Below are 1,499 nucleotides of genomic sequence, written 5' to 3'. Positions count from 1 at the left end.
GGCGGATTCAACTGGTCGTCGCAACACCCCCTGATGTCGGAGGTGTTCACAGATGGCGACGGCGGACTGGAGCAAGAAGACCAGCGATGTTCCCGAGGGTGCGCGTCGGCAGTGGCGTGCTGACAGAGCGCTTCGGCCGCCGATGCGCTCACCCGGGCGGCCTGATCCATCGCGGGCCGTGCAACGGCAGTTCTGGCGGTTGATCGCGACTGGCATCACCTCGGCCGAGGCGGCGCTGAAGGTGGGTGTGTCTGTGCCAGTCGGGACGCGCTGGTTTCGTCACGCTGGCGGCATGCCGCCGCTGTCACTGGCCGAGCCCACGAGGCGCTACCTGTCCTTCGAGGAGCGCGAGGAGATCGCGCTGCTCAAGGCCCAGGACAAGGGCGTGCGTGAGATAGCCCGCGAGATCGGTCGTGACCCGGGCACGGTGTCGCGCGAGCTGCGGCGCAACGCGGCGACCAGGGGCGGCAAGCCGGTCTATCGCGCCGTGGTGGCGCAGTGGAAGGCGCAGCAATCAGCGAAGCGACCGAAGACGGCGAAGCTGGTGCAGAACGACCAGCTTCGCGAGTACGTGCAGGATCGGCTCGCCGGGAACGTCCGCCGACCTGACGGCACGGTGGTCCCGGGGCCGAGAACGCCGCCGTGGAAGGGGCTGAACAAGCCGCATCGGCAGGACAGGCGGTGGTCGACTGCGTGGAGCCCGGAGCAGATCGCGCAGCGGTTGAAGGTGGAGTTCCCTGATGATGAGTCCATGCGCATCAGCCACGAGGCGATCTACCAGTCGCTGTTCATCGAAGGCCGTGGTGCGCTCAAGCGCGAGCTGGTGACGTGTCTGCGTACAGGCCGCGCGTTGCGGGAGCCGCGGGCACGGTCAAGGAACAAGGCGCATGGGCACGTCACCGCCGACGTGGTGCTCAGCGAGCGACCCGCTGAGGCCGAGGACCGCGCCGTTCCTGGCCACTGGGAGGGCGACCTGATCATCGGGACGGGCCGCTCAGCGATCGGCACGATCGTCGAGCGCAGCAGTCGCTCAACGCTCCTGGTTCACCTGCCGCGGATGGAGGGCTGGGGCGACAAGCCGTACGTGAAGAACGGGCCGTCGCTCGGCGGCTACGGGGCCGTCGCGATGAACGCAGCGCTGACGGCGTCGATGACCAAGCTGCCCGAGCAGTTGCGCAAGACCCTGACGTGGGATCGCGGCAAGGAACTGTCGGGGCACGCGCTGTTTGCGTTGGAGACCGGGACGCGGGTGTTCTTCGCCGATCCACACTCGCCGTGGCAGCGGCCGAGCAACGAGAACACCAACGGCCTACTGCGCCAGTACTTTCCCAAGGGCACCGACCTCTCACGATGGTCCGCCGAGGACCTCGAGGCCGTCGCTCACGCGCTCAACAATCGGCCCCGCAAGATCCTCGGCTGGAGGACGCCGGCTGAGGTCTTCGAGGAGCAGCTACGCTCCCTTCAACAACCCGGTGTTGCATCGACCGGTTGAACCTGCC

1 protein-coding gene is annotated in these 1,499 nt (G+C 67.7%); it reads left to right on the top strand.

Annotation, left to right across the window (positions count from 1 at the left end):
- Positions 1-52 precede the first annotated feature (52 nt).
- Positions 53-1,492 (top strand): IS30 family transposase, encoded by a 1,440-nt coding sequence (locus IRX98_RS22360; RefSeq protein ID WP_443683846.1) that lies wholly within the window; start codon positions 53-55, stop codon positions 1,490-1,492.
- Positions 1,493-1,499: the final 7 nt, after the last annotated feature.

The sequence above is a fragment of the Nocardioides lacusdianchii genome (genome assembly GCF_020102855.1).
Taxonomy (GTDB): domain Bacteria; phylum Actinomycetota; class Actinomycetes; order Propionibacteriales; family Nocardioidaceae; genus Nocardioides; species Nocardioides lacusdianchii.
The sequence above is the reverse complement of the archived record's forward strand: the minus strand, read 5'-3'. Positions and strand labels throughout refer to the sequence as shown.

Bases quoted from the DNA above. Each gene is read 5' to 3' on its own strand.
- IRX98_RS22360 (WP_443683846.1), top strand. From the start codon at position 53: ATGGCGACGGCGGACTGGAGCAAGAAGACCAGCGATGTTCCCGAGGGT.